The sequence below is a fragment of the Oceanicella sp. genome (genome assembly GCF_056449545.1).
This window is the reverse complement of the sequence record NZ_JBWOMN010000138.1, coordinates 1-20,690: the sequence shown is the minus strand read 5'-3', so window position 1 is coordinate 20,690 and position 20,690 is coordinate 1. Positions and strand designations below refer to the sequence as shown.

At 70.4% G+C, this 20,690-nt stretch carries 21 protein-coding genes and 1 pseudogene; 7 read left to right on the top strand and 15 right to left on the bottom strand.

The genetic code is table 11. The annotated features are described in order from the left end of the window. Both AC1HC7_RS17475 and AC1HC7_RS17470 read right to left on the bottom strand, forming a co-directional pair. Positions 1-318: pseudogene (locus AC1HC7_RS17475) on the bottom strand (hypothetical protein); the annotation flags it as partial. After that, on the bottom strand, positions 315-2,054 hold the full coding sequence (locus AC1HC7_RS17470) for a type I secretion system permease/ATPase (RefSeq protein ID WP_479496379.1): 1,740 nt from the start codon (positions 2,052-2,054) through the stop codon (positions 315-317). The pseudogene AC1HC7_RS17475 and the gene AC1HC7_RS17470, both read right to left, overlap by 4 nt. 328 nt (positions 2,055-2,382) lie before the next feature. On the opposite strand from AC1HC7_RS17470, the gene AC1HC7_RS17465 reads away from it, so the two are divergent. After that, on the top strand, positions 2,383-3,120 hold the full coding sequence (locus AC1HC7_RS17465; protein WP_479499269.1) for an MlaA family lipoprotein: 738 nt from the start codon (positions 2,383-2,385) through the stop codon (positions 3,118-3,120). A gap of 53 nt (positions 3,121-3,173) precedes the next feature. Further along, positions 3,174-3,782 (top strand): MlaC/ttg2D family ABC transporter substrate-binding protein, encoded by a 609-nt coding sequence (locus AC1HC7_RS17460; protein ID WP_479496381.1) that lies wholly within the window; start codon positions 3,174-3,176, stop codon positions 3,780-3,782. A 114-nt stretch (positions 3,783-3,896) separates the two neighbouring features. Here the strand turns inward: AC1HC7_RS17460 and AC1HC7_RS17455 are convergent, their stop codons facing one another. Beyond that, positions 3,897-4,313, bottom strand: coding sequence for a PaaI family thioesterase (locus AC1HC7_RS17455; protein ID WP_479496382.1), 417 nt, complete (start codon positions 4,311-4,313; stop codon positions 3,897-3,899). Between the two features lie 67 nt (positions 4,314-4,380). After that, positions 4,381-5,616 carry a TIGR03862 family flavoprotein gene (locus AC1HC7_RS17450; RefSeq protein ID WP_479496383.1) on the bottom strand — a complete coding sequence of 412 codons (1,236 nt, stop codon included), beginning with the start codon at positions 5,614-5,616 and terminating at the stop codon, positions 4,381-4,383. 239 nt (positions 5,617-5,855) lie between these two features. On the opposite strand from AC1HC7_RS17450, the gene AC1HC7_RS17445 reads away from it, so the two are divergent. Continuing rightward, positions 5,856-7,076, top strand: a complete 1,221-nt coding sequence (locus AC1HC7_RS17445) for an aminopeptidase P family protein (RefSeq protein ID WP_479499268.1) — start codon at positions 5,856-5,858, stop codon at positions 7,074-7,076. 28 nt (positions 7,077-7,104) lie between these two features. Here AC1HC7_RS17445 and pip read toward each other — a convergent pair whose 3' ends face one another. Next, entirely contained in the window at positions 7,105-8,070 is a 966-nt protein-coding gene (gene pip / locus AC1HC7_RS17440) for a prolyl aminopeptidase (RefSeq protein ID WP_479496385.1), read from the bottom strand. Positions 8,071-8,136: 66 nt separating this feature from the next. Between pip and ubiG the strand changes: the two genes are divergently transcribed. Next, entirely contained in the window at positions 8,137-8,874 is a 738-nt protein-coding gene (ubiG, locus tag AC1HC7_RS17435; protein ID WP_479499267.1) for a bifunctional 2-polyprenyl-6-hydroxyphenol methylase/3-demethylubiquinol 3-O-methyltransferase UbiG, read from the top strand. A gap of 6 nt (positions 8,875-8,880) precedes the next feature. On the opposite strand, the gene AC1HC7_RS17430 is transcribed toward ubiG, so the two are convergent. The 6 genes from AC1HC7_RS17430 to AC1HC7_RS17405 all read right to left on the bottom strand — a co-directional run bounded on the left by AC1HC7_RS17430 (position 8,881) and on the right by AC1HC7_RS17405 (position 13,704). After that, positions 8,881-9,813: an alpha/beta hydrolase family protein gene (locus AC1HC7_RS17430; protein ID WP_479496387.1), complete on the bottom strand. Its 933-nt coding sequence runs from the start codon at positions 9,811-9,813 to the stop codon at positions 8,881-8,883. Next, positions 9,810-10,277 carry a MarR family winged helix-turn-helix transcriptional regulator gene (locus AC1HC7_RS17425; RefSeq protein WP_479496388.1) on the bottom strand — a complete coding sequence of 156 codons (468 nt, stop codon included), beginning with the start codon at positions 10,275-10,277 and terminating at the stop codon, positions 9,810-9,812. The genes AC1HC7_RS17430 and AC1HC7_RS17425 overlap by 4 nt, the downstream gene beginning before the upstream one ends. Positions 10,278-10,323: 46 nt before the next feature. Then, positions 10,324-11,466 carry an Acg family FMN-binding oxidoreductase gene (locus AC1HC7_RS17420; RefSeq protein ID WP_479496389.1) on the bottom strand — a complete coding sequence of 381 codons (1,143 nt, stop codon included), beginning with the start codon at positions 11,464-11,466 and terminating at the stop codon, positions 10,324-10,326. 100 nt (positions 11,467-11,566) lie between these two features. Beyond that, positions 11,567-12,454, bottom strand: coding sequence for a carbon-nitrogen hydrolase family protein (locus tag AC1HC7_RS17415; protein ID WP_479496390.1), 888 nt, complete (start codon positions 12,452-12,454; stop codon positions 11,567-11,569). A 2-nt stretch (positions 12,455-12,456) separates the two neighbouring features. Beyond that, the gene (gene grxC, locus AC1HC7_RS17410) at positions 12,457-12,714 is read right to left on the bottom strand and encodes a glutaredoxin 3 (protein ID WP_479496391.1); all 258 of its coding nucleotides are present in this window, start codon (positions 12,712-12,714) and stop codon (positions 12,457-12,459) included. 75 nt (positions 12,715-12,789) lie between these two features. Further along, positions 12,790-13,704, bottom strand: coding sequence for a ComF family protein (locus tag AC1HC7_RS17405; RefSeq protein WP_479496392.1), 915 nt, complete (start codon positions 13,702-13,704; stop codon positions 12,790-12,792). 105 nt (positions 13,705-13,809) lie between these two features. On the opposite strand from AC1HC7_RS17405, the gene AC1HC7_RS17400 reads away from it, so the two are divergent. After that, complete coding sequence (locus AC1HC7_RS17400) at positions 13,810-14,715, top strand: methyltransferase domain-containing protein (protein WP_479496393.1); 906 nt, start codon at positions 13,810-13,812, stop codon at positions 14,713-14,715. A gap of 123 nt (positions 14,716-14,838) precedes the next feature. Further along, positions 14,839-15,876 (top strand): ferrochelatase, encoded by a 1,038-nt coding sequence (hemH, locus tag AC1HC7_RS17395; RefSeq protein WP_479496394.1) that lies wholly within the window; start codon positions 14,839-14,841, stop codon positions 15,874-15,876. 20 nt (positions 15,877-15,896) lie between these two features. Here the strand turns inward: hemH and AC1HC7_RS17390 are convergent, their stop codons facing one another. From AC1HC7_RS17390 to AC1HC7_RS17375, 4 genes are read right to left on the bottom strand one after another with little or no spacing between them, the layout of a single operon-like run. Then, positions 15,897-16,850 carry a dihydrodipicolinate synthase family protein gene (locus AC1HC7_RS17390; protein WP_479496395.1) on the bottom strand — a complete coding sequence of 318 codons (954 nt, stop codon included), beginning with the start codon at positions 16,848-16,850 and terminating at the stop codon, positions 15,897-15,899. Beyond that, entirely contained in the window at positions 16,847-18,142 is a 1,296-nt protein-coding gene (locus AC1HC7_RS17385) for a TRAP transporter large permease (protein ID WP_479496396.1), read from the bottom strand. Before AC1HC7_RS17385 ends, AC1HC7_RS17390 begins: the two co-directional genes overlap by 4 nt. Beyond that, entirely contained in the window at positions 18,139-18,633 is a 495-nt protein-coding gene (locus tag AC1HC7_RS17380) for a TRAP transporter small permease (protein ID WP_479496397.1), read from the bottom strand. Before AC1HC7_RS17380 ends, AC1HC7_RS17385 begins: the two co-directional genes overlap by 4 nt. A gap of 54 nt (positions 18,634-18,687) precedes the next feature. After that, positions 18,688-19,668, bottom strand: a complete 981-nt coding sequence (locus AC1HC7_RS17375; protein WP_479496398.1) for a sialic acid TRAP transporter substrate-binding protein SiaP — start codon at positions 19,666-19,668, stop codon at positions 18,688-18,690. Between the two features lie 177 nt (positions 19,669-19,845). On the opposite strand from AC1HC7_RS17375, the gene AC1HC7_RS17370 reads away from it, so the two are divergent. Further along, positions 19,846-20,520, top strand: a complete 675-nt coding sequence (locus tag AC1HC7_RS17370) for a GntR family transcriptional regulator (protein WP_479496399.1) — start codon at positions 19,846-19,848, stop codon at positions 20,518-20,520. The last annotated feature ends 170 nt before the right edge of the window (positions 20,521-20,690 follow it).

Genomic DNA, 20,690 nt, shown 5'->3' with positions numbered 1-20,690 from the left:
GTCCATGCGCCCGCCCGGCCGGGCGGGCGCGCCGGCGGTTGAGGCGTCGCCGGTCCGGGCATCGCCGCCCGGGGCGACGGCGTCGGGCGGCCGGGGCCGCCGCTGGCCGCCGGACGCGGAGTCGCGTTTGGTTTCGGGGCCAGACTTCGGGCCGGGATTCGGGCCGGGATTCGGGTCGGGACCCGGGGCGGGATTCGGGCTGGATTTCGGGGCGGACGCAGAACCGGTCGCGGGGGCGTCCTCCAGGCGCTTCGCCGCGCCCTCGCCCAGCATCAGCGCGGCGGGGCCGGATGCGGGCCCGGCGCGATCGCCGCTCACTGGCTCTGCTCCGCGACCGGCTTGCGCACCACTTGCGGATAGTTGCGCACATGTTCGCGCAGCACCTCGTCCTTGGGACCGAACGCCTTGCGCACGCCGCCCTCCATCATCAGGATCAGGTCGCAGTGATGAATCGCGGCGGGGCGATGCGCCATGATGATCACCGCCTTGCCCCGGGCCTTGAAATCCGCGATGGCGGCGTTGAGCGCCTCGGATCCGTCGGCGTCGAGATTGGAATTCGGTTCGTCGAGGATGATGATGGCCGGGTCGCCGTACAGCGCGCGGGCCAGCCCGATGCGCTGGCGCTGGCCGCCCGACAGCTTGCCGCCGCCGGCGCTGACCTGGGTGTCGTAGCCGTTGGAAAGGCCGAGGATCATGTCATGGGCGCCGGCGCGCCGCGCCGCCTCGACCACCATCCCGGCATCGGGCTTCAGGGCCAGCCGGGCGATGTTTTCCGCCACCGAGCCGTCGAACAGCACCACCTCCTGCTGCAGATATCCCACGTTGCGGCCCAGATCGACGTCGGAATACTGGTCCAGCGCCGCGCCGTCGAGCCGCACGGTGCCCGAGGCCGGGCGCCAGACCCCGGCGATGGCCTTGGCGAGCGTCGACTTGCCCGAGGCCGAGGGCCCGATCACCCCCATGGCCTGCCCCGGTTCGAGCCGGAAGGACACCATGCGGATGGTGGCCAGCTGTTCGCCCGGCGCCACGACGGTGAGCTGCTGGGCCTCGAGAATCGAGCGCGGTTTCGGCAGCTTGGTCTTGTCCTGTGGCTCGGGGGTCTTTTCCAGCAATTCGCACAGCGACTTCCAGCCCTGCACCGCGCGCTGCACCCCGGCCCACTGGCCGATGGCCTGTTCGATCGGGGCCAGCGCCCGGCCCATGAGGATCGAGCCGGCGATCATCGAGCCCGGCGAGACCTCGCCCCGGATCGCCAGATAGGCGCCGAGGCCGAGCATGCAGGATTGCAGGAAGAATCGCATGGTCTTGGAGGCGGTCGAGAACGCCCCGGTGCGATCCGACGCCTTGATCGAGGAATTCAGCGACGCGCCGCGCAGCCGCCCCCAGCGCGACAGCACCGCGGGGCGCATGCCCAGGCCTTGCACGGTCTCGCCGTCGCGCCGGGTCGATTCGGTGAAGGCCTCGGCCCGGGCGGCGGCGATGTTGGCCTCCATCTGCACGTCTTTGGACATGCGCTGGTTGAGCCAGGTCAGGGAGACCAGCATGATGCCGCCGACCACCGCCAGCGTGCCCAGCATCCAGTGGAACGAGAAGATCGCGAACAGGAACACCGGCGTCCAGGGCATGTCGAACACCGCGAAGGGCGCCGGGCCGGACAGCAGCCGCTGGATCGATTCCAGATCGCGCAGCCCGGTGGCCGGGCGGGCGCGCTCCGCCGGCACCACGGAACGGCGCAGGATCGCTTCGAACACCCGGTTGTCGAGCCGCGTCTGGAACCGCGCTCCGGCGCGCGCCAGCACCCGGCCGCGGGCGTAGTCGAGCACCCCCATCATCAGGAACAGGAAGCCCATGATCACCACCAGCGCCACCAGCGTCGCCTCTGAACGGCTGGACAGCACCCGGTCATAGACCTGCAGCATGAAGATCGGCCCGGTCAGCATCAGCAGGTTGACGAACACGCTGAACAGGGCCACCGCCATGAACAGGCGCTTGCCCTCGGCCAGGACGGCGCGAAGCTCCTCGCGACCCGGCGGCGTTTGATTTGATGCGCTCATGAAACACCTGATTAGCGGCGCAGTCTTAATCCTGCGTTTCCATCTCGATGTCATAGCAGGGCGCGCGGCGATTGACGACAGAAACCGGCGCGCGCGCCGCGGCGCGATCGCCGGGGCGAACGGGAGCGAACGAAGCAGGAGGGCGCGGCGGCGTGACCGGAAACAGGACCGAATACCGCCCGGCGGCGGCGGCGGCGCGCCGGGCGTTGCCGTCAGAACCCGCAGCGGCGGATTCGCGCGGCGCCCGCGGCGCGGAGCGATTGCGCATCGCGCGCGCCTGCTCTAAGCCCGTTGCCATGCGTGTCCCTGGCCCGATCCGGATTTTCACATGACGCTTGTTTCCCGTTTCTTCCGTCTGCCATACGGCATGATCCTGGCCGCCCTGATCGCCGGGTGCGCCGCCCCCGGACCCAACGGGATCAACGATCCCTACGAGGGCGTCAACCGCACGACCCATGAATTCAACAAGAGCCTCGATTCGGCGATCCTGCGCCCCGCGGCCGTGGGCTACGCGGCGGTGACGCCGACGCTGTTCCAGCACATGCTGGGCAACGCGCTCGACACGCTGGCCCAGCCCAACGACATCGTGAACAACGCGTTGCAGGGCGACATCGAGGGCGTGCTGCAATCGGCCGGGCGCCTCGGGGTCAATGTGCTGCTGGGCGCCGGCGGGCTGCTCGACCCGGCCACCGAATTCGGCCTGCCGCGCAAGCGGTCGGATTTCGGCATGACCCTGGCCAGCTACGGCGTCGACGAGGGCGCCTATGTGGAGATCCCGTTCTTCGGCCCGAGCACCGAGCGCGACGCGGTCGGGCGGGCGGTGGACGTGTTCCTCGACCCGGTCAGCTACGCGCTCGCGGGCACCGCGATCTCGCGCTATCTGGTGGGCGAGACGGCGGTGCGCGCGATCTACGGGCGCGACGAGCACAAGGAGGCCGTGGATCAGGCTTTCTATGAAAGCGAAGACAGTTACGTCACCACGCGCAGCGTCTTCCTGCAGCTTCGCCGCAGCCAGATCGCGGGCGAAACCACCGAGGAATCGCTGCCGGACGTATTCGCCGAATAGCCCGGTCGAGGCCGGGACCGCCGCCGCGCAAAACAGTCACTGGGGGAGCCAACATGTACAGTCTCACGCGACGCGGCCTGCTGGCGCTTGCCGCCGCCAGCGCCGTTCCCGCAGCCTTGTCGGCCTCGCCCGCGGGCGCGGTTTCGCCTCAGGAGGCGGAGAAATTCGTCGCCGAGGCCATCGGCGACGTCACCGGCCTGATCAATTCGGGCAAGCCCGCCAAGGGGCAGGCGCAGGGGTTTCGCACTATCCTGGAGCGCCGCGCCGCCACCCCGCAGATCGCCCGATTCGTCATGGGGCTGACCTGGCGCGAGATGAGCGAGTCGCAGAAGACCGCCTTCATCGACGCCTATCTGGATTACATCTCGCGGATCTATGTGGGGCTTCTGGACAAGTATCGAGGCCAGCGCATCGATGTCGCCGGCAGCCGGGATTTCGGGCGCAAGGGCGTGCTGGTCTATTCGGTGGCCCATGGCGCGGACGTGGATGACGCCAAGGTCGAATGGCTGGTCAGCGATCGCGGCGGCGCCGGCGTGAAGCTGGTGGATCTGGTCGTCGAGGGCGTCTCGATGCTGCAGACCCAGCGTCAGGAACTGGCCGCCATGCTGGAAAAGCGCGGCGGCGACGTGGACCGGCTGATTGCGGACATGCAGGCCGGCTGAGCGGGCGCGGCCGGCGGCGGCGGCGGCGGCGGCGAATCAGGCCGCGTCGCCCGGCGGGGGCCGCAATCAACGGGGCCCGCAATCAACGGGGGCCGGCGGGTGGTCGCGGGGCGTTCAGGTCTTCGTGATCGACAGGTATTTCCAGACGCCGCTGGCGCGCAGGGTCTGGCGGCCGCCGGCGAACAGCTCCGCCTCCATGAACGCCACGTCGCGGGTGACGCGAATCAGCCGCGCGCGGCCCAGCAGCCGTTGGCCGAGCTTGGCGGCGGCGATGAAATGCGCGTCCATCTGCACCGTCGAGCACGGGCGCCGCCCGCCCGCCGCGTAGGCCCCCGATCCCATGCCGATATCCGCCAGCGTCAGCGACACGCCGCCATGGCAGACGCCGCCGATATTGATGTGGTGCGGTTCGACATCGAGATAGAAGCGCCACTCCGAATCGGAGATCTCGGCAAAGGTCACCGGCCCCACATGGGCGTTGAAGCCGTGGCCATGCACCTGGCGCCAGGGCAGATCAGGATCGAATTGCATCGGGACCTCGTTTTCGCGTCACTGACTTTCGAAATAGCATTTCGCAGAGGCAATGGCGATGGGGCGGCTACGGCCCGGCCCCGAGACGCCGCGCCGCGCCGCGCCCGGCCATGCGCCCGGTGGCCAGGCAGGCGGTGATCAGATAGCCGCCGGTCGGGGCCTCCCAATCCAGCATCTCGCCGGCGCCGAACAGGCCGGGCATGCGGCGCAGCATCAGGTCGGCGTCGAGATCGGCAAAGCGCAGGCCGCCGGCAACGGAGATCGCCTCGGCCACCGGGCGCGGGCGCAGCAGCGGCAAGGGCAAGGCCTTGATCGCGGCGGCGAGGTCTTCAGGGTTGTCAAAGGCTTGCGGCGCGCATTCACGCAGCAGCGCGGCTTTCACCGGGGCGAGCCGTGCGGCCTTGCGCAGGTGGTTGGCCATGCTGGCCTTGCCGCGCGGGCGGGCCAGGGCGCGGGCCAGATCCGTTTCGCGCCGATCCGGGGCGAGGTCGAGCGTCAGCGCCGCGGGGCCGGTTTCCAGCGCGTCGCGCAGGGGCGCGCACAGCGCGTAGACCGCCCCGCCCTCGACCCCGTAACCCGAGATCACGAAATCGCCGCGCGTGCGCCGCCCCGCGAAGCTCAACGCCGCGCCCTTCACCGGCGCGCCGGCGAAGCGGTCGCGGAAATGCGCCGACCAGGCCACGTCGAATCCCATGTTGGCGGGGCGGAACGGCGCGGGTTCGACGCCGCGTTCGGCCAGCAGCCCGGTCCATGCGCCGGTGGCGCCCAACCGCGGCCAGCTGGCGCCGCCAAGCGCCAGCACCGCGACTTCGGGCGCCAGCGCGCACGGCCCGCCGGGCGCTTCGAACAGGAAGGCGTCGCCCCGCCAGCCGCTCCAGCGCCAGCGAGTGCGAAACTCGACCCCCATGGCCACGAGCCGCGCCAGCCAGGCGCGCAGCAGCGGCGAGGCTTTCATTTCGCGCGGAAACACCCGCCCGGACGATCCGGCGAAAACCTCGACCCCCAGCGATTCGGCCCAGGCGCGCACCTGTTCGGGGCCGAAATCGTCGAGCGCCCGCGCCAGCGCGTCAGGGGCCGCGCCATAGGCGGCGCGAAACCGGGACGCGGGTTCGGATTTGGTGAGATTGAGCCCGGATTTGCCGGCCATCAGCAGCTTGCGCCCGAAGGTGGGGCAGGCGTCGAGCAGCAGCGGCGGGCGCCCGGCCTCGGCCAGCGCCTGCGCCGCCATCAGCCCGGCCGGACCGCCGCCGATGACAAGGGCCTGAACGCGAACCGGCGCGCCGATATGGGGGATGGGTGTCATGCAGGGCCTCATAGCAGATCGCGGCGCGCCCGCCAGCAGCGGGGCGCCGTCGGCGTCGCCCATGTCGCATTCGCGCCGGTTTCTGGCGCAGGCGGCGGCGCGGCGGCGCCGGTTTTGCGCAAGTCTTGGCGCGAGCCCCCGGCGATGGCGTCGCCGCTCCTGTCCGGCTCGTCCGTCCTGCACGCCCGGACGCCCATCGACCGGGCGCCACGCGGCCCGGCCTGACGCGGGAGACCGTCATGCCCCCTTCCTCAGCCGTGCAGCGGCCCGAATTCTTCGCCTTCGCCAACGGCGCCCACGCGCCCATGCCGTTTGCCCAGTCGGAATATGATGCGCGGATCAAGGGCTTGCGCGCGATCATGGCGGCGCGCGGCATCGACGCGGCGCTGCTGAGCTCCATGCATGGCATCGCCTATTACAGCGGATTTCTGCATTGTTCCTTCGGGCGGCCCTATGCCTGCGTGGTGACGCGGGACAGGGCGACCACGGTGTCCGCCAATATAGACGGCGGGCAGCCGGGGCGGCGTTCGGCCTGCGACAATCTGGTCTATACCGACTGGAAGCGCGACAATTTCTGGCGGGCGGTGCGTTCGCTGATCCCGGCGGGCGCGCGGATCGGGATCGAGGCCGATCACATGACGCTGGCGCAGCGCGACGGGCTGGCGGCGTTTCTCGATGCGCCCGAGCTGGCGGACATCGCCCCCGACGCCATGGCGCAGCGGATGATCAAGTCGTCCGCCGAGATCGCCCTGATCCGCGCGGGCGCGCGCATCGCCGACATCGGCGGCCACGCGATGCGCGACGCGATCCGGGAAGGGGCGCGCGAAATCGACGTGGCCATGGCCGGGCGCGACGCCATGGAGCGGGCCGTCGCCGCGGCGTTTCCCGATTCGGAGCTGCGCGACACCTGGGTCTGGTTCCAGTCCGGGCTGAACACCGACGGGGCCCACAACCCGGTGACCACCCGGCGCCTGACGCCGGGCGACATCCTGTCGCTGAACGCGTTTCCCATGATCAGCGGCTATTACGCGGCGCTGGAGCGCACGCTGTTTCTGGGCGAACCCGACGCCGCGTCGCTGAAGATCTGGGAGGCCAATGTGGGCGCGCATGAACTGGGCCTGTCGCTGATCCGCCCCGGCGCGGTCTGCTCGCAGATCTGCGCCGAGATCAACGAATTCTTCGCGGCGCGCGACCTGCTGGGGCGCCGCAGCTTCGGCTACGGCCATTCCTTCGGCCTGCTGTCGCATCACTACGGGCGCGAGGCCGGGCTGGAGCTGCGCGAAGACATCGACACCGTGCTGGCGCCGGGCATGGTGGTGTCGATCGAGCCGATGCTGACCCTGCCCGAGGGCCTGCCCGGCGCCGGGGGCTATCGCGAGCACGACATTCTGGTGGTGGGCGGGGCCGGGGCCGAAAACATCACCGGGTTTCCCTACGGGCCGGCGCACAACATCGTCTGACGGCGCGAAAACCGGGCTCAGCCCGCCTTCAGCCCGCCTTCAGCCCGTCCATGATCGCCACCAGGCGCGCGGTGATGCCGGGTTCGGACAGGGCGTGCCCGGCGTCGCCGACCATGTGCAGCTTCGATCCGGGCCAGTCGCGATGCAGCGCCCAGGCCGACAGCGGCGGGCAGATCAGGTCGTAGCGTCCCTGCACGATATGCCCGGGAATGCCGGCGAGCCGCCCCGCATCGCGCTGGATCTGGTCGTCGGCGTCGAGCCAGCCGCCATGGTGGAAGAAATGCGCCTCGATGCGCGCGAAGGCCCGCGCATAGGCGCCGTCGGGGCCCATGGCGCCGCCCTTGACGGTGGCGCAGGCGGCCTCCCACCCGGCCCAGAGCCGCGCGAAGCGGGTCTGCACGTCGGTGTCGGACGCGGTCAGGCGGCGGTAATAGGCGGCGATGAGGTCGTCGCGCTCGGCGACCGGGACGGCCTCGACGAAAGGGGCCCAGTGTTCGGGGCGGAAGGCGCCGGCGCCGCCGCCGTAGAACCAGTCGAGCTCGCGCCGCGTCATCTGGAAAACGCCGCGCAGGATCAGCGCGTTGACCGCCTGCGGATGGGCTTGCGCATAGAGCAGCGCCAGCGTCGCGCCCCAGCTGCCGCCGAACACGCTCCAGCGCTGGATGCCGAGATGTTCGCGGATGCGCTCGATGTCGGCGACCAGATCCCAGGTGGTGTTGTTCTCGAGGCTGGCATGGGGTCGGGACCGCCCGCAGCCGCGCTGATCGAACAGCGTCACCCGATAGCGTCTGGGGTTGAAGAACCGCCGCATCCCCGGCGAGCACCCGCCCCCCGGGCCGCCATGCAGCACCACCACCGGCGCGCCGTCGGGGGCGCCGCATTGCTCCACATAGAGGTCGTGGCCGCCGGGGACCTCCAGCCGCATCTGGGCGTAGGGTTCGATCGCAGGGTAGAGCGGGCGGCGCAGGCCGGAGTCGTGATCGCTTTCTCGCATGCTCAACCTATGTCATAGACGGAGCCTCAGCGTAAAGTCAGAGGCTGAATCGGGAAGGTCGAGACCATGATTGCCAGCACCGTGGATCCCACAGAAGTCGCCAAGTTCGAGGCCATGGCCGCCGAATGGTGGGATCCGGGCGGCAAGTTCAAGCCGCTGCACATGCTGAACCCGTGCCGGCTCGACTACATCCGCGACCAGATCTGCGCCGAATTCGGCCGCGATCCGACGGCGCCGGCGCCGTTCGAGGGGCTGCGGCTGCTCGACATCGGCTGCGGCGGCGGGCTGATCGCCGAGCCCATGGCGCGGCTGGGCGCCGCGGTCACCGGCGCCGACGCGGCCGCCGGCAACATCCCGGTGGCGCGGCTGCACGCGGCGCGGATGGGGCTCGACATCGACTATCGCCACGCCACCGCCGAAGCGCTGGCCGCGGCGGGCGAGCGGTTCGACGTGATCGCCAACATGGAGGTGATCGAGCACGTGCCAGACCCGCAGGCCTATCTCGACGCCTGCGCGTCGCTGCTCAATCCCGGCGGGCTGATGATCTGCTCCACCATCAACCGCAACCCGAAAAGCTACATGGTGGCCATTGTCGGCGCCGAACGCGTGATGCGCTGGCTGCCGCGCGGCACCCATGACTGGTCGAAATTCATCACCCCCGACGAACTGGCCGCGCTGATTTCGGCCGCCGGGCTGGATCCGGTGGATCGCAAGGGATTCACGTTCAACCCGTTGAACTGGAGCTGGTCGCTGAGCGATCGCGACCTGTCGGTGAATTACGTCACCGCCTCGGTGAAGCGCTAGGGCGGCTCAGGCGACTCCGGCGATGTCGCGCAGCGCCTGCATGGTCTGCGCCGCGGGGCGCAGCACGCCGTGGCGATCCGGCCCGCCGCCCCTGGCCTTGACGTAGGCGACGGGCTTGCCAAGCGCGCGGGCGCGGGTCAGATAGCCGCGCCAGGCGGCGGGCGGGGCGGTGCTGTCGCGGGGATCGGCGACGATGGCGGCGCGCAGCACGTCAAGCTTGGCCACCGCCGCGACGGGGTCGTATTGCGCCAGCACCTCGGGCGCCGGGGCCCGTCCGCCGGCGCTGTTCCAGGCCACCACCGACAGCGGCGGCGCCGCGCCCACCAGCAGCCGCACGGCGCTGGTTTCCTGCGCCAGGGCGAAACCCAGCGTGCCGCCGCTGGAATGACCCAGCACGTCGATGGCGTCAAAGTCGAACGCGTCGCCCAGCGCCGCGCGCGCCGCCGCCATCATTCGCCATTCCGCCGGCTTGCGCCAATGCGCCGGGCTGCCCGCATAGGGGCGCGCGAGAATGAGGCGCGGCCCCCCGATCCCCGCCGCGTCAAAGGCGCGATTGGCCTGGCGGCGCCACAGCGGCAGCATGCGCGTGGCGTCCCAGCCGGTGCGGTCGCCGCCGAAGAACGCCAGCGGCGGGGTTTCGGCCCGACCGTCGCGCAGGCCCGACAGCGCGAAGGGGATCGCGCCCCAACGCGTGCGCGCCCAGCCCAGGGCCGCGTCGTCGGTTTGCGTCCTCAACGCCACGTCCGGCGCGCCGGGCAGGGGGCGGGCGTCGGGCGGGATCTCGATGCGCGGCGCGGCGGCGCGGGCGGCCCGATCGCCGAAACGGTCATTGTCAAAGGGCGAGCCCCGGGGGCCGGCGGGTTCGCCCTGACCGCAGGCGCCCAGCAGCGTCGGGGCGGCGAGCCAGCCCAGAACGCGGCGCCGCGAGGGCGCGCTCACCGGCTTTCGTCCAGCAGGATACGCAGATCGCGCAGCACCGGCAGGATGGCGCGCAGGCGCTCGGCGCCGATGCGCCGGGTCATGAAGGCGATCTGCGGGGCCACGGCGGCGATGGCGCGGTTGCGCATCTCGCGCCCGGTGGCGGTGATGGACACCAGCTTGCGCCGCCCGTCCCGCCCGTCCGGGCGCACCGCGACGAAGCCGGCCTTTTCCAGCCGCTGCACGGTGTTGGTCATGGCGCCCTTGGTCACCTGGAAAGCCCGGGCGAGCTGAGCTGGGGATTTTTCGCCGCCCAGCCGGGAAAAATGGTTCAGCACCGAAAAATGCGAGATCTGCAGCCCGTCGGGCAGCGTCTGCGTCATGCGGGTGCGGATCAGCTGTTCGATGATGGCGATCTCGTTGATCACCGTGAAGGTGATCGGATCGCCTTCGCTTGGCGGCGCGTCTGGGTCGGGGCTGGTCATGGGCGGCTCTGGTTCAATGGCGAACGGTTTCAGGCGAAGGCGAGGTTCAGGCCGGTCGCAGACGGGTTTCGAGCGGCCAGCGCGGGGCGGGCGCCGGGCGCGGCGCGTAACCGAGCCGTCCCAGCATATGCACGCGCCGGCCCTCGCCGCTGTCAAGAAGGCCGTGGAGCTCGCGGTAGAGCGCGGCCATTTCCGGGTATTCCTGCAGCGCCTGGGACACCGGGTGCATGGCGAGGCCAAGCCGCGTCGCGGTCAGATGCGCGCGCGTCCAGGCGCGCCCGGCGGCGATCTGCCCGGCGCGGTCATTGGCGCCGGGGATCCACAGCCAGGCGGGGGTGCTGGCGAACATGTCGCGCATCATCGCCGCGCCCTGGCGCGAGGCGAAGGCGGCGGGATCCATCATGCCGTCGCGGGTCAGCAGCCCGGCGACATGCAGCGATTCAAGCAGCGGGCCGCCAAGCGGGATGCCGTCGGGGCTGGCCTCGATCTCGGCCTTGCCGAAGCGGATGAGGTCAACGGATTCGCGCCAGGCGCGGGGCAGGCGCATCTCCAGGCGCTGCGCGCGCCAGGTCAGGTCGCGCAGCGCCGCCACCTTGCCGGGCGCGACCTCGGCGTGGAGGTCGGCGCCGGGCGCGGCGACCACCAGCGCGGCCAGCGCGTCCCGGTCTATCTGTTTCGATTCATAGGGTTGCCTGTTGCTGCGCCGGTCGGTGATGGCGGCAAACAGCGGGTCCGGCGCGGCGCCGGGGACAAGGCGCACCAACGCCACCGGGCGCTCGTCGAGCCGGGCGTCGGGGGCCGCCGCGCCCTCGGGGAACAGGGTTGTCTCGGCCGTGAGGCCCCGTTGCGCGGCGGCGATGGCCAGGGTTTCGAGAAAGCAGCCGAAACCGATGACGATCTGCCGGTCATGCGGATCGGTCACGGGCAGGCGGCTGTCGAGGTCGCAATAGACGACGACGCGGTCATCGCCGGTGAGCGCGATGCGCCAGGGCTGGCGGTTATGCGGGCTGGGCGCGAGGACGGCGTGGGCCAGCGCGTCGAGTCGCGGATCGTCCAGCCCGGCGCGCGCCGCGTCCCACGGGGCCAGCGCCGCGTCGGGGCGGCGGGTGGTCAGGAACGCGCCGCCCCCGGCGGCGAGCGCCAGCGTCGAGGCGCCGAGAAGGCCGAGGATCTTGCGGCGTGCGGGCATTGGGGTCTCCGGCGGGTTTGTCGGTCAACCAGAACGTATAGCGTTGAACCAGTCAAGTCCAAACCCGCGGCAAGGCCAGGCGATCCGCCGCGCGGGCGGTTCAGGGCCGGGCGAAATCCCGGGCGTTGACCAGCGCCGGGATGCGGGCGCGGGCCTGATCGGACTCGGTCAGATCAAGATCGACCACCTGCGCGCGCGGGGCCTCGCCGGCGTCGCAAAGCACCTCGCCCCAGGGCGACACGGCCAGCGAATGCCCGTAGGTGCGCCGCTGCTTGCCGCTCTGCGCCGGGTGCTCGCCGGTCTGGGCGGCGGCCAGCACGAAGCTGCCGGTCTCGATGGCGCGGGCGCGCAGCAGCACGTGCCAATGCGCCCGCCCGGTGGGCACGGTGAAGGCGGCGGGGTTGACGATCAGCCGCGCGCCGGCCTCGGCCAGCGCGCGATGCAGCGCCGGAAAGCGCATGTCGTAGCAGATCGCGAGCCCGATCCGGCCCCAGGGGCTGTCGGCGACCACCGCCCTGTCGCCGGGGCGAAAGCCATCGGATTCGCGGAACGCCTCGCCATGTTCGAGCCCGTCGAGATCCACGTCGAACATGTGGATCTTGTCATAGCGCGCGCGGATCGCGCCCGCGGCGTCGATGAGAAATCCCCGATTGACGAAGCGGCGATCTCCCCCCGCGGTTCCGTCATCATCGGGTTTCAGCGCCAGCGAGCCGATCTGGATCCAGACCCCGAGTTCCGCGGCCAGATCCCGCAATCCGGCCAGCATGGGATCGGCGCTTTCGGGCGTCAGCGCCGCGGTCTGACGGGCGCGGGAAAACGAGACGATGTTGGAGACTTCGGGGGTGCAGATCAACTCCGCGCCCTCGGCCGCGGCCTCGCGAATCATGCGCGCGGCCTGCCCGAGATTGTCGCGCGGATCGTCAGAGGCGGTCATCTGGATCAGCCCGGCGCGCAGGCGCGGCGCAGCGGGCGGGGGGGCGCCGGGCATGGTCAGGCCGCCAGCAGGTCGTCGAGCTTGCCGGCGCGCTCCAGCGCGTAAAGCTCGTCGCAGCCGCCCACATGGGTGTCGCCGATGAAGATCTGGGGCACGGTGCGCCCGCCGCGCGCGCGCTGGATCATCTGGGCGCGCAGGCCCGGCTTCATCATCACGTTGTGTTCGCGATACCTGGCGCCCTTGGAGTTCAGCAACCGCTTGGCCATGGCGCAGTAGCCGCAAATCGGGGTGGTGTAGATTTCAATCAGCTTCATGGTCCGCCTCGGAAGCGATCGGCGCCGGCCCCCGGGCCGTCGTGATCGCGCATTGCATGCGTGGCGCGCGGCGGGTCAGCTGTCCGCCTCCGCGCGCCGGCGATCTGAAGGCGCCGGCGTCGATGTCGGCGCCGAGTCGTCCCTGCCGGCGAATATAGGGCCATCCTGTTCCGGCGCAACGCGCGCGAGGCAGAGCGCGTTCACGTCGCGGGCGCCGGCCGCGCGCAACGCGTCGGCGCAGGCGGACATGGTGGCGCCCGAGGTCATCACGTCGTCGATCACCAGCACCCGCGCGCCGCGCACCCGCTTGCGCCAGCGCGGCGTCACCGCGAAGGCGCCGATCAGGTTGGCGTGGCGCCCCTCGCGGCTGCGCCCGCCCTGATTGCCGGTGGCGCGGGTGCGGGTGAGCAGGTCGGGGACCAGCGCCTCGCGCCGCCCGGCCAGGCGGGCCACCTCGCGCGCCAGCACCGCCGACTGGTTGCAGCGGCGTTTCAGCAGGCGGGTCCAGTGCAGCGGCGCCGGGGCGATCAGATCCGCCGAATCGATCAGCGGCCGGCCGGCGCGCTGCATCCAGATCGCGGCGGGGCGGGCGATGTCGAGCCGGTCGCCATGCTTGAGCGCCAGCGTCAGCTTGCGCCCGATGCCCTCGTAGAGCACCGCCGCGCGACCGCGCGAGAACCGCGGCGACTGGTGCAGGCAGGCCTCGCAGATCGGCGCGTCCTCGCGTCCGATGGTCGGGGCGCCGCAACGGTCGCAGACCGGGGCGCCGGTGAACACGGTGTCGCGCCAGCATTCGGGGCAGAGCGCGTGCGCGGTCTCGACCTCGGCGCGGCAGTTGATGCAGGCGGGGGGATAGAGCGCCTCGATCAGCCATTGGCGGGCCTGCGCCAGCGCCGAGGGCGCGCGCAGGGTCGTCGGGACGGGGGCGGGGCGGGGCGGGGCGGCGGGTCTGTCGGGCGCGGGATCGGCGACGGGATCGGCATGATGCATGCGCGGCTCCTTCCCCTTTGTCCCGGCGCGGACTATATCGCGCCCCGGAAGGCCAGTCGTTAACGGCGCGAAGAAAACCCTGGCCGCGATGAAAGGGACACAGCCATGACCGCTACCCCGCCGCCGCTGTTCGATCGCGCGCTGTGGCTGGCGCGCCGCGCCCGCCTGGGCGCTCCGACGCCGGGGGCGGATTTCCTGCATCGCGAGGCCGCCGACGCCGTGGTCGAGCGCCTCGGCGACGTGACCCGGGATTTCCCGCGCGCGGCGCTGGTCTGGCCCGGGGCCCCGGTCTGGCGGCGGGCGCTGGAGGCCGCGCCCATGGTCGGGCTCGTCGACGAGGCCCCGCTGCGCGACCTGGAAACCGTCGGGCTGGACGAAGGCGCCTATGACCTGGCGATCTGCGGCATGAGCCTGCATTGGGCCAATGACCCGGTGGGGGCGCTGATCCAGATGCGCCGGATCCTGAAGCCCGACGGGCTGATGATCGCGGCGATGCTCGGCGGGACCACCTTGCAGGAACTGCGCGCCGCCTTCGCCGAGGCCGAGATCGCCGAGGAGGGCGGCATCAGCCCGCGCATCGCCCCCATGGCCGAGATCCGCGATCTGGGCGGGCTGCTGCAGCGCGCGGGCTTCGCCATGCCTGTGGCCGACAGCGACCGGCTCGATGTCAGCTATGGCGACGCGCGGGCGCTGATGCGCGATCTGCGGGCCATGGGCGAAACCAACGCGCTGTGCGCGCGACGGCGCGGGTTTTTGCGCCGGGCCACGCTGGCGCGCGCCTGCGCGATCTACGCGGCGAATTTTCCCGCCACGCCCGCAGCCCCCCCCGCCCCCGGCCCCGGCCCCGCACCGGGCGGGCGGGTGCGGGCGCGGTTCGAGATCGTGTTTCTCACCGGCTGGGCGCCGGGGCCGGATCAGCCGACGCCGCTGCGCCCGGGCTCGGCGAAGATGCGGCTGGCGGATGCGCTCGGCGTCGCGGAAATCCCCAGCGGCGAGAAGCCGTCGGGGTAGCGGCGCGCGATTGCGGTTTGCTCGGGCCGCTTCCTTGGATAGACAAGGCGCCAGACCTGTTCAGATCGGGCCGGTTCGGATCGGGCCGGTTCAGGCCGGACCAACTCAGGCAAGAGGCGAGCGATGCGCGACCCAGCCCTCCCGGATGATGACAACGGCGCCCCCGGCGGGCGCATCGGCGTGATGCTGGCCAATCTGGGCACGCCGGACGCCACCGACTACTGGTCCATGCGCCGCTATCTCAACGAATTCCTGTCCGACGAGCGGGTGATCGACTATTCGCGCCTGTTCTGGCAGCCGCTGCTGCAGCTCGTGATTCTGACCAAGCGGCCTTTTACGTCGGGCCGGGCCTACCGGAAAATCTGGAACAACGAGCGCGACGAGAGCCCGCTGCTGACCGTGACCCGGGACCAGGCGCAGGCGCTGGCGGCGAGACTGCGCGCCGATCTCGGCGACCGGGTCGAGGTCGATTTCTGCATGCGCTACGGCAACCCCTCGACCATCGAGCGGGTGCGCGCGATGCAGGCGGCGGGCTGCGACAGGATCCTGTTCATGGCGCTGTATCCGCAATACGCGGGCGCCACCACCGCCACCGCCAACGATCAGTTTTTCCGGGCGCTGATGACGCTCGACGTGCAGCCCGCCGCGCGCGTCATGCCGCCCTATTGCACGGAGCCCGACTATATCGACGCGCTCGCGCGATCCGTCGAGCGGGTCTATGGCGGGCTGGACAGGCGCCCCGACGCGCTGGTCACCTCCTATCACGGTCTTCCAAAGCGCTACGTCACCGAGAAGGGCGACCCCTATTGCGACCACTGCGTCGCCACCACCCGGCTGCTGCAGGCGCGGCTGGGATTCGCCGATGACGAGGTGGTGCTGAGCTTCCAGTCGCGCTTCGGCTCGGAAGAATGGCTGCAGCCCTACGCGGTGGAAGAAGTGGCGCGCCTGGCGCAGGCCGGGAAAAAACGCATCGCGATCATGGCCCCGGCCTTCGCCGCCGATTGCGTGGAGACGCTTGAGGAAATCAACGAGGAGATCCGCGACGCGTTTCTGGCGGCGGGCGGCGAGCGGTTCGACTACATCCCCTGCCTCAACGCGGATGACGCGCATATGGCGGTGATCGAGCGGCTGGTGCGGCGCGAATTGTCGGGTTGGATCTGAATCCCCGGTTGGCGGGCGCGTCAGCCGAGCGCGGCGATGCGGGCGCGAAAGATGCGATCGCCCTCGGCCAGATGGTCGAGCAGGGCGTCGAGCGCCCAGTGCCTTTCGCGGATGTCGAAGGTGACGGCGCGGCTGTGGATCGAGCCGAACGTGCCGCGGCGCTGGTGGAAGATTTTCGCCACCACCGGGTAGCCCTGGCTTTCGATCATCGCCGCCAGCGCCAGATGCGCGGCCAGTTCGTCGGCCAGCGCCGCGTGGCGCGCGCCGTGATCCTGCAGCCACCGATACAGGTCCGGGTGGAAATTGTTCATCACCCCGCAAAACCCGCGCGCGCCCGCCTGCATCGCCGGCCAGGCGATGGCGGCGTTGGCGTTGAGGATCTTCAGCGGGGTGTCGCGTGTCAGCGCCACCCGCCGGGCGACGGCGGCAAGATCGCAGGACACGTCCTTGAGAAAGGAAAATCGCCCGGACCCGGCGCAGAATTTCAACATCTCGTCGCTGAGCAGCACGCGCTGCGGCGCCGGGCATTCATAGAGGCCGAGCGGCAGATCGTCGGGCAGCCCGCGCATCAGCGCCTCGAGCGCCGCGCGCATGGCGGCGTCGTCCACTCGCCCGGCGGACTCGGGCATGGCGAGCCGGTTCGTGACCAGCACCAGCGCGTCGATGCCGGTCCCGGCCATGGCGCGCAGTTCGGCGAGCTGCGCGCCGGGGGTCTCGGCGACATGCCCCGAGGCCACCACCGGCGCCCGCCCCGCCACATGCCTGACGGTGAAGCTGGCCAGCGCCACCCGTTCATCCAGCGACAGGAACTGCATTTCGCTGGACTGGCAGACCGCGAACAGCGCTTCGGCGCCCATGGCGAGGCACCAGTCGATGAGCGCCGCGCAGCCGTCCCAGTCGATCCCGTCCGCCGCGCTGAACGGGGTGAGCATCACCGGGATGATCCCGGTCGCGTTGGCCGGCGCGCCGGTCATCCGTTGTATCCCAGCAGGCGCGGCAGCCACAGCACCATGTCCGGCAGCAATGTCATGGCCAGCAGGGCGAGGATCAGCGCGAACAGGAAGGGCCAGACCTCGCGGATCATGTCGCGCATGGGGGCGCCGGTGGTGGCGTTGATGACGAACAGCAGGATCCCGTAGGGGGGCGTGATCAGCCCCAGCATGGTGTTGACCACCACGACCACGCCGAAATGCACCAGATCGATGCCAAGATCGCGCGCCGCGGGCAGGAACAGCGGCACGATCACCAGCAGGATGGTGGTGGCGTCGAGCACGCAGCCCAGCAGCAGCAGCAGCAGGTTGACCAGCAGCAGGAAGCCGATGGGCGACAGGTCGATCTGGCGCAGCGCGCCGGCCATCATGTTGGGGATGTTCTCGCTGGCGACGATGTAGTTGAAGATCATCGCGCCGCCGATCACCAGCCCCACCGAGGCGGAGGCGCGCGCGCTGTCCGACAGGATGTCGTAGATGCGCTTCAGGCTCAGCGCCCGGTAGAACAGCGCCGCCAGCAGGAAGGCGTAGGTGGCGGCGACGGCGGCGGCTTCGGTGGGGGTGGTGGCGCCGCCATAGATGCCGAACAGCAGGATCGCCGGCATCAGGAGCGCCGGGAAGGCGTTCAGCGTCAGGCGCGGGATCCGGCGCAGCGGGGTCGGGGCCTCGACCGCGAAGTCGCGCTGTCCGGCGATGCGCGCCACCATGATCATCAGCGCGCCGCCCATCAGCAGCCCCGGCACGATCCCGGCCAGAAACAGGTAGCCGACCGAGGTGTCGGACACCAGCGCATACATCACCATGGGGATCGAGGGCGGGATGATCGGGCCGATGGTGGCCGAGGCGGCGGTGATCGCGGCGGCGAAGCCCAGCGGATAGCGGCCGTCCTTGGTCATCATCTCGATGATGATCTTGCCGATCCCCGCCGCGTCGGCGATGGCCGATCCCGACATGCCCGAGAATATCAGGCTGGCGACCACGTTGACCTGCCCCAGGCCGCCGCGGAACCGCCCCACCACGGCGACGCAGAAATTCAGCAGCCGGTCGCTGATGGTGCCGGCGTTCATGATGTTGGCGGCGACGATGAACAGCGGCACCGCGAGCAGGATGAAGCTGGTGTAGAGCCCCTGCTGCATCAGTTCCGAGGCCAGCGCCATGTCCTGCCCGGTGATCGCCAGATAGGCGATGGCGGCGGAGATCATCGCCAGCGCGATCGGCGCGCCCAGCGCCGACAGCCCGAACAGCACCGCGATGCAGACCAGGAACGCGACGCTCATGCGGTTTCGTCCAGCGCCGGGTCGGCGTCGCGCCCGCGCAGCACCGCGACGATGCGCCAGCCGTAGCGCAGGATCACCGCCGCGACGAACACCAGATAGACCGAGAACGCCACGTCGAAGCGCACCTTCAGCAGCGAGGTCTTTTCAATGGCCATGAAGGTCACGAAATCCACCGTGGGCGCCAGGGACATGCCAAGCGCGACGATGATCGCCGCCCCGCTCAGCACCGCGAAGATCCGCCGCGCGCCGGGGCGCACGTGGTCGTAGAGGATGGTGAAGCGCACATGGTCCTTTTCGCGCAGCGTGAAGGCCGAGGACCAGAACACCAGCCACAGCCAGGCCAGCAGGCAGGCCTCCAGCGTCCAGCCCAGCGGCTGGCGGATCACGTAGCGGCTGACGATCTGCAGGATGAAGGACAGGAAAATGGCGGTGAGAAGCCCCACCGCCACATTGTCAGCCCGCCGCGCCAGCCATCCGGCGAGCGCCTGCATCACGCAGGGCCGCCGAACGGACCGGCGCCGGGGCGCCGGACCGGCAGGCCGCGATCACTTGACCGCATTGATTCGCTCCAGCAGGCCCTCGGGCCAGTCCTTGGAGAAATCGGACTCCAGATACATCTTCTGCGCCCGTTCGCGAAACGCGGCCACGTCGGGGGCGTAGACCTTCAGGCCCTTGCCCTTGAAGAAATCCACCAGTTCGCTTTCGTTCTGCACGATCTTGGCGGTGATCGCCGCCGAGGCGTCCTGCGCGGCCTTCATCAGCTTGGCCTGCTGGTCCGGCGTCAGCTTGTCCCAGACCTTTTTCGAGAATGCGAGGAAATTCATGTCCGCCAGATGCCCGGTGAGCACGATCTGGTCGGTGACCTCGTAGAATTTCTTGTCCTTGTCGGTGGGCAGGGGGTTGTCCTGCCCGTCGATGGCGCCGGTCTGCAGCCCGGTATAGACCTCGGTGAAGGCCATGGGCGTCGGGTTGGCGCCCAGCGCGCGGCCCAGGAACTGCCAGGCGTCGGTGCCGGGCATGCGCAGGTTGACGCCTTCCAGGTCGGCGGGGGTGTTGATCACCTTGTCGCCGCGCAGGTTGAGCTGGCGGGTGCCGAAATACATCACCGACAGCAGCTTGACGCCGAGCTTGTCCTCGACCAGCTGATACATCTCCTTGCCGATGTCGCCCTCGAACACCTTGCGCTGGTGTTCGGGTCCGCGCATCAGGTAGCCGGCGGTGAAGATCGACCATTCGGGGATCAGCTTCGCCAGTTCCTGCGCCGAGGTGATGGACATGTCCAGATTGCCGCGCGCGATGGCCACCAGCTCCGTGCCCTGCTTGAACAGGGTGTCGTTGTAATGGGGTTCGTAGATCGCGAAATCCTTGATCCCGTCCGCGAACACCGTCGCCAGACCCTGAGAGCGGAAATCGGTCTCGGTGGCCGGGGTCGACATGCGCAGCGTGATTTTCTCGGCGGCGCCCGCCGTCATTGCCAGCCCGGTCAGCGCCGCCGCGGCGATGGTGAGCGTCCTCAGCGTTCTCATGGCAGATCTCCCTTTGTCATGGTTTCCCGGCGCCCGTTCTTTGCGGAACTCCGGCCGTGTCGTCGGCGCCCGGCGCGCCGATCGGGGCGCGCGGACAAGCGCCCGAACCTGGGCGCTTCCCCTTTCACTGAATATCTGCATGATTGACATGTCAATGACAGTTTAGCCGAGGAGGCCATGGCCAGACGGGAAACCGGCGCGCTGACGTTGCGCGAAGAATCCTATCGGCGGATCACCGATCTGCTGAATGCCGGCGCCCTGAAGCCGGGGGCGGTGGTCAGTCAGCGCGAACTGGTGGAGCGCACCGGGCTGACGCTGGGCGCGATCCGCGAATCCATCCCCAGGCTTGAGGCCGAGGGCCTGTTGATCCCGTTGCGCCAGCGCGGCACCATGGTGCCCTCGATCGACGTCGCCTTCGTGCGCAACGCCTATGATCTGCGCCGCATCCTGGAAATGGAGGCCATAAGGCGGGCGCTCGACACCATCGCGCCCGCTGCGCTGGCGGCGTGGGAGGACGAGCATCTCGCCTTCCTGCGCGCCCTGGAGACCGACGCCACAAAGGCGGTGGCCGACCGGGTGCAGGTCATGGACTGGGCGCTGCATCAGGCGCTGATCGCCTCCATGGGCAACGCGCTGATCGACAGCGTCTACCGGGTCAACGCCATCAAGGTGCGCATGGCCAAGCAGGCGCTGCTGCAGGTCACGCCGGGCAACGCCGCGCGGGTGCTGAACGAACATCTGGCGTTTCTGCGCGCGCTGCGCGCCGGCGACGTGGCGGCGGCGGCGGCGGCGCTGGAATTTCACCTCGACGCGTCGCTGTCGCAGGCGCTTGGCGGCGCGATACGGGCTTGAGGGCGGGGACGCGGGGGCGGGCGATGGCGCGGGTTCTGGTCGTGGGTCTGGCGGCGCTGGACTGCCTGTTCGCGGTGTCGGCAATGCCGGTGCGGGCGGAAAAGCACCGCGCCCGCGACGCGGCGATGACCGGCGGCGGCGGCGGCGCCAACGCCGCCGTGGCGGTGGCG

Coding starts and splice junctions, on each gene's coding strand:
- AC1HC7_RS17470 (WP_479496379.1), bottom strand. CDS start 2,054: ATGAGCGCATCAAATCAAACGCCGCCGGGTCGCGAGGAGCTTCGCGCC.
- AC1HC7_RS17465 (WP_479499269.1), top strand. CDS start 2,383: ATGACGCTTGTTTCCCGTTTCTTCCGTCTGCCATACGGCATGATCCTG.
- AC1HC7_RS17460 (WP_479496381.1), top strand. CDS start 3,174: ATGTACAGTCTCACGCGACGCGGCCTGCTGGCGCTTGCCGCCGCCAGC.
- AC1HC7_RS17455 (WP_479496382.1), bottom strand. CDS start 4,313: ATGCAATTCGATCCTGATCTGCCCTGGCGCCAGGTGCATGGCCACGGC.
- AC1HC7_RS17450 (WP_479496383.1), bottom strand. CDS start 5,616: ATGACACCCATCCCCCATATCGGCGCGCCGGTTCGCGTTCAGGCCCTT.
- AC1HC7_RS17445 (WP_479499268.1), top strand. CDS start 5,856: ATGCCCCCTTCCTCAGCCGTGCAGCGGCCCGAATTCTTCGCCTTCGCC.
- pip (WP_479496385.1), bottom strand. CDS start 8,070: ATGCGAGAAAGCGATCACGACTCCGGCCTGCGCCGCCCGCTCTACCCT.
- ubiG (WP_479499267.1), top strand. CDS start 8,137: ATGATTGCCAGCACCGTGGATCCCACAGAAGTCGCCAAGTTCGAGGCC.
- AC1HC7_RS17425 (WP_479496388.1), bottom strand. CDS start 10,277: ATGACCAGCCCCGACCCAGACGCGCCGCCAAGCGAAGGCGATCCGATC.
- AC1HC7_RS17420 (WP_479496389.1), bottom strand. CDS start 11,466: ATGCCCGCACGCCGCAAGATCCTCGGCCTTCTCGGCGCCTCGACGCTG.
- AC1HC7_RS17415 (WP_479496390.1), bottom strand. CDS start 12,454: ATGCCCGGCGCCCCCCCGCCCGCTGCGCCGCGCCTGCGCGCCGGGCTG.
- grxC (WP_479496391.1), bottom strand. CDS start 12,714: ATGAAGCTGATTGAAATCTACACCACCCCGATTTGCGGCTACTGCGCC.
- AC1HC7_RS17405 (WP_479496392.1), bottom strand. CDS start 13,704: ATGCATCATGCCGATCCCGTCGCCGATCCCGCGCCCGACAGACCCGCC.
- AC1HC7_RS17400 (WP_479496393.1), top strand. CDS start 13,810: ATGACCGCTACCCCGCCGCCGCTGTTCGATCGCGCGCTGTGGCTGGCG.
- hemH (WP_479496394.1), top strand. CDS start 14,839: ATGCGCGACCCAGCCCTCCCGGATGATGACAACGGCGCCCCCGGCGGG.
- AC1HC7_RS17390 (WP_479496395.1), bottom strand. CDS start 16,850: ATGACCGGCGCGCCGGCCAACGCGACCGGGATCATCCCGGTGATGCTC.
- AC1HC7_RS17385 (WP_479496396.1), bottom strand. CDS start 18,142: ATGAGCGTCGCGTTCCTGGTCTGCATCGCGGTGCTGTTCGGGCTGTCG.
- AC1HC7_RS17380 (WP_479496397.1), bottom strand. CDS start 18,633: ATGCAGGCGCTCGCCGGATGGCTGGCGCGGCGGGCTGACAATGTGGCG.
- AC1HC7_RS17375 (WP_479496398.1), bottom strand. CDS start 19,668: ATGAGAACGCTGAGGACGCTCACCATCGCCGCGGCGGCGCTGACCGGG.
- AC1HC7_RS17370 (WP_479496399.1), top strand. CDS start 19,846: ATGGCCAGACGGGAAACCGGCGCGCTGACGTTGCGCGAAGAATCCTAT.